Source organism: Dyella sp. (assembly GCF_035508675.1).
In the GTDB taxonomy this organism is placed as follows: Bacteria; Pseudomonadota; Gammaproteobacteria; order Xanthomonadales; family Rhodanobacteraceae; genus Dyella_B.
In genome coordinates, this window is record NZ_DATJMN010000279.1 from 1 (window position 1) to 8,084 (window position 8,084).

An 8,084-nucleotide genomic window follows, 5' to 3' on the forward strand; every position below is an offset into this window, starting at 1 on the left:
CTACTACCAAACCGCGCGACATCCGTCGCAAAACTGATTGACTCACTACATCAACTCCTGCTCGTGTTTGCTGAAGCACGTAGGCTGGGATGAAATCCCAGCGCGCTATCCGGGGAAAGCTGGGATTGCATCCCAGCGCGCGTCGATTCCTGTATCGGTTTTTTTTTAGAACGCCACACTCGCAAACAGCAAGAACGCATTGAGATCCTTCGCGTCGGTCACCGGGCTGCCCACCGGTGCGCCAAACACATTCACGCTGCTGCCGTTGAATTTGTTGAAGCGGAACCAGGTGGCGGCCAGCTTCAAGTTGGCGATGGAGGTGAAGGAGTCGTCCTTGCCGAAAGGTGTCCAGAACACGGTGAACGAATTGCTGGACGTATCCGGCTCGCCATACGGCGTAAAGCGCACCACGTCGTGCGTACCGGTACTCACGAGATGGGCAAGCGTCACGCCATAGCTCTGCTTGAAGGTGTAGGTGAGCGTCGCCGTCTGATCGTGCACCACGCCGTTCGATAGCGCGACCAGGCCTGGTGCAGGGCCGAACGGTGTGGTCGCATAGCGGCGGCGCTCCATGATGTTCACATAGGCAAACTGGAAAATGTTTTCGCGGTTGCCGAGGTATTGGTAGGTGACGTCATAACCGACATCGGTCAGGTGTTCGCTTGGGCCGCTGCGCGGCAGCTGGCGTTCGGTGGTCAGCCCGACCAGGCCGGCGGAAACGAACTGACGCTTGAAATCGCGCATGTACGCAAAACGCGCGTACACCGTATCGCTGAGCCTGCCGGGGTCGCCGGATAGGGAATAACCCAGGTTGTACTGCAGCGAAGTCGGCAGCGCGTTGTAGGTACCCAGTTCGCCGTACCAGTTTTCGTTGAGCAGCGCGTAGAGGCTGGCGCCGATCACGCGGTGCGCCAGCGTGTTCGAACTGGAAGGATTGAGCAAGGTGCCCGATACCGTCGGTGGCCCGTTGTTGGTGGCAGCCGGCAATGCATCGACCGGATCGTCGAAGCCAGGATTGTTGTTGACGCTGACGCCAACCAATGCCTGCTGGTTGCCCAGCTTGAGATCCTTGGCGACGTAGCGCAGGTCCACGTCGCTCAACTGCGTGTGGAACTTGTCCTGGCCGTTGTTGTTGTCCTGGATCTTTACGTAGCCGCCGACCTGGTCGCTCACGCGCCCAGCCAGGTAGATGTCCGCTTCGCTCAGCACGTTGCTGCTTTGGCCCTGCGCCGGCACGGTACGCGTGCCGGTGATCTGGACCGCGGCGGGAATCTTGGTGCCCTGGCCATCCGTATCGGTATAGCCGCCCATCTTGAAGCGCATGCCATACGGCGTCAGCGCCGGTCCGTAGGAGCCCGCATGGCAATCCGCGCAGGCCGAACCAGTCTGGCGGGCATAGGCCGGCACCGCATGCGCCGTCTGGGCGGTAAGCAGCGGCAGTGCGGCCAGGCCATACCAGCGATGCAGCTTGCTGGGCCGGCTCGGCGGGCGTTGGTGCAGCGAAGGTTGCATGCGATCTCCTTGTCTTGATCCGTATCGAAAGTCATTCATCGCGCTGGCGCCGCCACCACATGGCGCGCAACACGCCATCGCGCAGCACGAAGTGATGCCAAAGCGCTGCCAGCACGTGTACCGTCACCAGGGCGAGCAACAGCCAGGCGGCATCGGTATGCCATTGCTGCAAGGTATCGGCGCGGTCTTCGTCGGCGGCGACCAAGGCCGGCAGCGTCAAGCCGAACAGGTGCACGGGTTTGTCCTGCGCATTGCTGAGCGCCCAGCCCAGCAAGGGCTGGACCAGCAGCAGCGCATATAAAGCGATGTGCACCAGCGTTGCGGCCGCGCGCATCGGCCAGGAATTTCCCCCGGTGGAGGGCAGCGAACCGCTGCGCGCGCGCACCACCACGCGTATGAAAAACAAGGCAAGCACGAACAGGCCGAAGTGACGGTGGATTTCCAGCAGCCATGCTCTTGCGGCGCGCGCCGAAACCTCATCGCGGAGCAGGATGGCCGCCGCTGCGGCGAGCAGGCTCGCTACGGTGAGCCAATGCACCAGCACCAGCTTGCGCGGCCGCGCCTGCACTGCGGTGTTGTCGGCCATGTCGTTGGATATCGCCATCGTTCTCCCCGTAACCTGTAATGACAGTGCGCTTCAACCCGCTAGCGGCGCGGCGTTGAAGAGGTTTATGCGGGTGAGTGCGGAATAAAACCGGAAAGGTTGTGGTCTTTTTTTGGCTTGATGCCGCTTCGCAATTTCGGAGGCTGGGATGAAATCCCGGCATCGCCATGCCCATACACGCTGGAATTCCATCCCAGCCTACGTGTTTCGGATGGCGGGAGACCAACGCAACCTTTCCCAGGACGGCCGGCACTCAACTGCGAAGATCACCCAACCGCAGCCGGTCCACCTAATGCAAATCCAGCGAGTCCAGTTGCAGCAGCACGGCGACGAGCGCGGCATGCTCATCGCCCTGGAAAAAGACCGCAACGTGCCGTTCGAGATCCGGCGCGTGTATTACCTGTTCGCCACCAAGAACCGGGTGCACCGCGGCCAGCATGCGCATCGTCGTCTCAACCAGCTGGCGGTGACGGTGCGCGGCTCGGTGACGTTCCTGCTGGATGACGGCAGCGGACCGGTGGAAGTGGTGCTGGACGATCCGTCGCAAGGCTTGCTGCTGGGAAGCATGGTGTGGCGCGAAATGTACGACTTCAGCGAGGACTGCGTATTGATGGTGCTGGCCGACCAGTTATACGACCCCGCCGACTACATCACCAACTACGACGCGTTCCTGCGCGAGGTAAACAGCCCGGTGTCGCTAGGGGAGGTGGCCGCATGCCAAAGCCGCTAGTGCTTATCGGCGCGGGCGAGTTTGCCCAAATCGCCTGCGAATATTTCCAGCACGACAGCGACTACGAGGTCGTTGCCTTCAGCGTGGAGCGCGAGTACCTCAGCCAATCGAGCCTGGCCGATCGCCCCATCGTGGCGTTCGAAGAGCTGGAGAAAAGTTACCCGCCATCGGACGTGGAGACCTTCGTGGCGGTGCCGGCCAGCCAGCTCAACCGCTTGCGCACGCGGCTGTACCAGGAGGCCAAGCGCAAGGGCTACCGCTGCGCCACCTATGTGAGTTCACGCGCCTTCGTGTGGCGCAATGCCGAAGTGGGTGAGAACAGCTTCATCTTCGAAAACAACGTGATCCAGCCGTTCGTGCGCATCGGCAACAACTGCGTGTTGTGGAGCGGCAATCATGTGGGCCATCGCACGGTGGTGCACGACAACGTGTTCGTCGCCTCGCACGCGGTGATTTCCGGCTACTGCGAAATTGGCGCGCACAGCTTCGTTGGCGTCAACGCCACCTTCAACGATTGCGTGAAAGTGGCCGCCGATTGCGTGATCGGCGCCGGCGCGCTGGTGGTGAAGGATACCGAGCCAGGCAAGGTCTACGTCGGTTCGCCGGCGCGCGCCTTGCCCGGGCGCTCCAGCCTCGACGTAAGGCTTTGAGCGCCATGTTCGCCTGGACCAAGCGTGGACTGGTATTCGAGCCTGCGCGGCATGGCGTGGGCGGGTGGATGCAGCACTCGGCGCTGACGCCCACGCCGTATCGGCTGGATGAGGAAGCCATCCGCGTGTATGCGGGCTTTCGTGATGCGCAAGGCGTCAGCCGCATCGGCTACGTCGACGTGTGGGCGCACGATCCGATGGTGGTGTTGCGGGTTAGTCCCGAGCCGGTGCTGGACATCGGTCGCGACGGTTGCTTTGACGACAACGGCATGATCCTGGGCGACGTGGTCGATGCGCCGGGCGGCTTGCATATGTTCTATGTGGGCTTTCAACGCGTGGCCAAGGCCAAGTTCCTGGCGTTTACCGGCCTGGCCGTTTCCACCGACGGCGGCGATAGTTTCCAGCGCGTGCAGGAGACGCCCATCCTCGATCGGGCGCCGGGCCGCAGCACCATCGCCGCGGTGCATTCGGCCATGTGGGAAAACGGCCGCTGGCGCCTGTGGTATGCCGTGGGTGACGATTGGGAGACGATTGGCGGCCAGCCGTATCCGCGTTACCACATCCGTTACGCCGAGGCCAGTTCGCTGCAGGCGATACCGCGCGCCGACCAGGTCTGCCTGCTTGCACAGGGCAGCGAGTACCGCATCGGTCGTCCGCGCGTCTATCGCATCGATGGTCGCTATGCGATGTACTTCACGCGCGGCAACGTCACCGGTGAATACTTTCCTGGCCTCGCGCTGAGCGATGACGGCGTGCACTGGCAACGCCATGACGAAGCGCTGGGCTTGAACCTGTCGGCCAGCGGCTGGGATTCGCGCACACTGTGCTATCCCGCCCTGATTCGCCAGGACGACACCTGGTTGATGTTCTACAACGGCAACGACATGGGCGTGGACGGTTTCGGCGTGGCCGAGGCCGTGACGTTGCACAAAGACGGTGAAGCCCATGCTCACGCTTAAAGCCTATGTACCCGACGATGCGGCACGCTGGGACGCCGTGGTCGGGCAATCGCGCAACGGCAACCTGCTGCACCGGCGCGGCTACATGGATTACCACGCCCACCGTTTCGCCGATTGCTCGCTGCTGGTGGAGCGCAACGGCGAGGTGTTGGCGGTATTGCCTGCCAACCGCCAAGGCAACACGGTGAGCAGCCACGGCGGCCTCAGCTATGCGGGCTTGATCATGACGCGCGCCATGCGTACCGAATGGACCCTGGAAGTGTTCGAGCGCATCGGCGAGCACTATCGTGCACTGGGCGTGGATCGCCTTGTATACAAGGCGGTGCCGCATGTTTTCCATGCATATCCGGCGGACGAGGACTTGTACGCCTTGCATCGGCTGGGCGCGCGGCTGGCGCGGCGCGACGTTTCCTCCGTGATCGCCTTGCGCGAGCCCTTCGAATTTACCGATGGGCGCCGGCGCGCGGTCAACAAGGCGCGCAAATCCGCCATATGCCTGCAGCCGGCGGCCGATCTTGCGGACTTCCATGCCTTGGTCACAGCGGTGCTGCGCAGCCGCTACAACGTGGCCCCCACGCACAGCCTGGCGGAGCTGCATTTGCTGCAGCAGCGGTTTCCGCAGCAGATCGTGCTGCATGAAGCGCGCGAGGGCGATGCCTTGCTTGCCGGCGTGCTGGTGTATGACTTTGGCCGCGCCGTGCATACGCAATACCTGGCGGCGTCCGAAGCGGGGCGGGAGCGCAATGCGCTCAACCTGCTGCTGGCCGAGCTGGTCGAACAGACCTATGCGAACCGCCATTACTTCTCGTTCGGCGTGTCGACGGAACAGGAAGGGCAGGTGCTCAACAGCGGCTTGATCACGCAAAAGGAATATTTCGGTGCGCGCGCCGTGGTGCATGATTTTTATGAGTGGGAGTTGTGATGAAGGATCTGCCGCGAACGCGTCCGCTTGGAAGCAATGACGCCCTGATGCACATCCCCTTCCTCGATCTCAAGGCCATCAACGCCCGCCACGCCGACGAACTGAAAGCCGCCGCCGCGCGCGTGATCGATTCGGGCTGGTACATCCTTGGCCAGGAGCTGGCCGCCTTCGAGCAGGAGTTCGCGCAGTACTGCGGCGTGCGCCATGCCGTTGGCGTGGGCAACGGGCTGGATGCGCTGTCGCTGATCTTGCGCGCCTACAAGGAGCTGGGTGCGCTGCATGACGGCGACGAAGTGATCGTCCCCGCCAATACCTTTATCGCGAGCTTTCTCGCTATCACCGAAAACGATCTGGTACCGGTGCCGGTGGAGCCCGATCCGGCCAGCTTCAACATCGATCCGCTGCGTGTGGCGGCGGCGATCGGCCCGCGCACGCGCGTCATCATGGCGGTGCATTTGTATGGACAATTGGCCGACATGCCGGCGTTGGCCGGTCTTGCCGAACGTCATCGCCTGCTGCTGATCGAAGACGCCGCGCAGGCGCACGGCGCGGCAAACGACGGGTGCCGGGCAGGGGCGTTCGGGCATGCCGCGGGTTTCAGTTTTTTTCCGGCCAAGAATCTCGGCGCGCTGGGTGATGGCGGTGCCGTCACCACCAACGACAGCGCGCTGGCGGAGTGCGTGGCGGCGCTGCGCAACTACGGTTCGGAGGTGAAATACCACCACCTATACCGCGGCATCAATTCGCGCCTGGACGAACTGCAGGCCGCGCTGCTGCGCGTAAAGCTCAACTACCTGGATGACGACATCGCGCATCGCCGTCACGTTGCGCTTCGCTATCTCGAAGGCATCCGTCATCCGCAGATTCAATTGCCCATCGTGCAGGGCGAAACGCAGCACGTGTGGCATCTGTTCGTGGTGCGTTGTGCGCAGCGTGATGCCTTGCAGAAGCATCTGCACGCGCATGGCATTCACAGTCAGGTGCATTACCCGATACCGCCGCACCGGCAACCGGCTTATTCCGCTTTGCGCGAGCTGCCGCTGCCAGTGACGGACCGCTTGCACCGGGAGGTGCTGAGCCTGCCGATTGGGCCCACGCTGTGCGACGAAGCGGTCGACCGCGTGATTGCCGCCTGCCAATCCTTCGAGTGCGGCGCATGAATATCGTGCGCGCCGGCTTCTATTCCAGCCTTGCTACCGCGGCGCGGTTGCTGACCGGGCTGGTGGTGATCAAGCTGGTGGCGTGGCTGGCCGGGCCGGAAGGCGTGGGCAAGCTGGGGCAATTCATGAGCCTGATGTCGCTGCTGGCGGTGCTTGCCGGTGGCGGCATCAGCGCGGGCATCGTGAAATACGTGGCCGAATACCGCCACGATGCGCAAAAGCTTTCGCGCCTGTTGGCGGCGGCCTTGTGGTACGCGTTGATCGCCTCCTGCCTGATGGGCTGCGCCGCGCTATTGCTGAGCAGGCAGCTGTCGTTGTGGCTGCTGGGCGACGCGCGCTACGAAAACCTGATCCGCCTGCTGGCGATCGCGCAGTTGGGCATCGCATTGGCCAACTATATCCTGGCCGTGATCAACGGTTTCATGGACGTGCGCCGGCTGGCTTTTGTGCAGGTGCTGGGTTCGGCGCTGAGCGTGATGATGGCGGTAGGCCTGTCGCGCTGGCTGCATTTGTATGGCGTGCTGCTGGCACTGGTGGTGGGGCAGTTGCTGTTGCTGGTGGTAGGCCTGCCGGTGTGGCGGCGCAGCCCGTACTTCCAACGCAGCATGCTGCGCATGCGGTTCGATCGCGAGATGAGCCTGAAACTGGCGGCGTTCTCGGTGATGACGCTCACCTCCGCCTTGCTGCCGCCGCTGATCAATATCGCGGTACGCAATCACCTGGCCTTACAATTCGGCTGGGAGCAGGTGGGTTACTGGCAGGCGGTGAGCAAAGTGTCGGATGCCTACCTGCTGTTTCTCACCACCGCCATCAACATCTATTACCTGCCCAAACTCGCCGCCACGCACGGGCGCGCCTCGCTGGCGGCCGAATTGCGCCACGCCTATCGCCTGCTGCTGCCGGCCGTGATCCTGCTGGCGGCGCTGGTGTACGCGCTGCGCGACTGGGTGACGCGCATCCTGTTCAATGCGCACTTCTCGGCGGCCAATGCCCTGTACGGCCCGCAACTGCTCGGGGACGTCATCAAGATCGCCTCGTTCATGCTGTCTTACCTGATGCTGGCCAAGGCCATGACGCGGCTGTTCGTGATCTCCGAATGCGTGTTCGCGCTCACCTACCTGGCCCTGGTTTACGTGTTCACCGCATGGTTCGGCCTGATCGGCGCCATGTACGCCTTTGCGGTCAATTACCTGTTCTATTTCGTGTTCAACGTGGTCGTTGCGCGACGTTACCTGGGGGCGTTATGACGACGGCAGCCAAGCCGCTGGTATCCGTGCTGATCCCGGCCTACAACCACGAGCGCTTCGTGGAACGCTGCCTGGACAGCGTGCTGGAGGATCCGTATCCGGCCAAGGAGGTCGTCATCATCGACGATGGTTCCGTCGACCGTACCGGCGAACGCATCGCGCAGTGGGCCGCCCGCTACGGCGATCGGCTGCGCGTGGAATACGTGCGCCATGAGGAAAACCGCGGCATCGCGGCAAGCTTGAACGAGCTGGCGGCGCGCGCGCGTGGTGAATTCCTGCGCCTGGGCGCCAGCGACGATT

Annotated in this window: 9 protein-coding genes; 7 read left to right on the forward strand and 2 right to left on the reverse strand. The window is 63.0% G+C overall.

Translation table 11 applies throughout. The features are described 5' to 3' along the window. Positions 1–165 precede the first annotated feature (165 nt). Positions 166–1,512, reverse strand: coding sequence for a cytochrome C (locus tag VMA74_RS14645; RefSeq protein WP_325368217.1), 1,347 nt, complete (start codon positions 1,510–1,512; stop codon positions 166–168). A gap of 31 nt (positions 1,513–1,543) precedes the next feature. Continuing rightward, entirely contained in the window at positions 1,544–2,116 is a 573-nt protein-coding gene (locus VMA74_RS14650) for a cytochrome b (protein WP_325368218.1), read from the reverse strand. Positions 2,117–2,408: 292 nt separating this feature from the next. On the opposite strand from VMA74_RS14650, the gene VMA74_RS14655 reads away from it, so the two are divergent. The 7 genes from VMA74_RS14655 to VMA74_RS14685 form a co-directional block, all read left to right on the forward strand. After that, on the forward strand, positions 2,409–2,846 hold the full coding sequence (locus VMA74_RS14655) for an FdtA/QdtA family cupin domain-containing protein (RefSeq protein ID WP_325368220.1): 438 nt from the start codon (positions 2,409–2,411) through the stop codon (positions 2,844–2,846). Further along, positions 2,831–3,496 carry an acetyltransferase gene (locus VMA74_RS14660; protein WP_325368222.1) on the forward strand — a complete coding sequence of 222 codons (666 nt, stop codon included), beginning with the start codon at positions 2,831–2,833 and terminating at the stop codon, positions 3,494–3,496. Before VMA74_RS14655 ends, VMA74_RS14660 begins: the two co-directional genes overlap by 16 nt. A 5-nt stretch (positions 3,497–3,501) precedes the next feature. Continuing rightward, positions 3,502–4,455: a hypothetical protein gene (locus VMA74_RS14665; protein WP_325368224.1), complete on the forward strand. Its 954-nt coding sequence runs from the start codon at positions 3,502–3,504 to the stop codon at positions 4,453–4,455. Continuing rightward, on the forward strand, positions 4,442–5,377 hold the full coding sequence (locus VMA74_RS14670) for a GNAT family N-acetyltransferase (protein WP_325368226.1): 936 nt from the start codon (positions 4,442–4,444) through the stop codon (positions 5,375–5,377). Before VMA74_RS14665 ends, VMA74_RS14670 begins: the two co-directional genes overlap by 14 nt. Positions 5,378–5,424: 47 nt before the next feature. Further along, a complete protein-coding gene (locus VMA74_RS14675) occupies positions 5,425–6,537 on the forward strand; it encodes a DegT/DnrJ/EryC1/StrS family aminotransferase (protein ID WP_325368228.1) in 1,113 nt (370 codons plus the stop codon). Further along, positions 6,534–7,784, forward strand: coding sequence for an O-antigen translocase (locus VMA74_RS14680; RefSeq protein WP_325368230.1), 1,251 nt, complete (start codon positions 6,534–6,536; stop codon positions 7,782–7,784). Before VMA74_RS14675 ends, VMA74_RS14680 begins: the two co-directional genes overlap by 4 nt. After that, positions 7,781–8,084: glycosyltransferase family 2 protein (locus VMA74_RS14685; protein ID WP_325368232.1), on the forward strand; the 304-nt coding region annotated here is incomplete at its 3' end. The genes VMA74_RS14680 and VMA74_RS14685, both read left to right, overlap by 4 nt.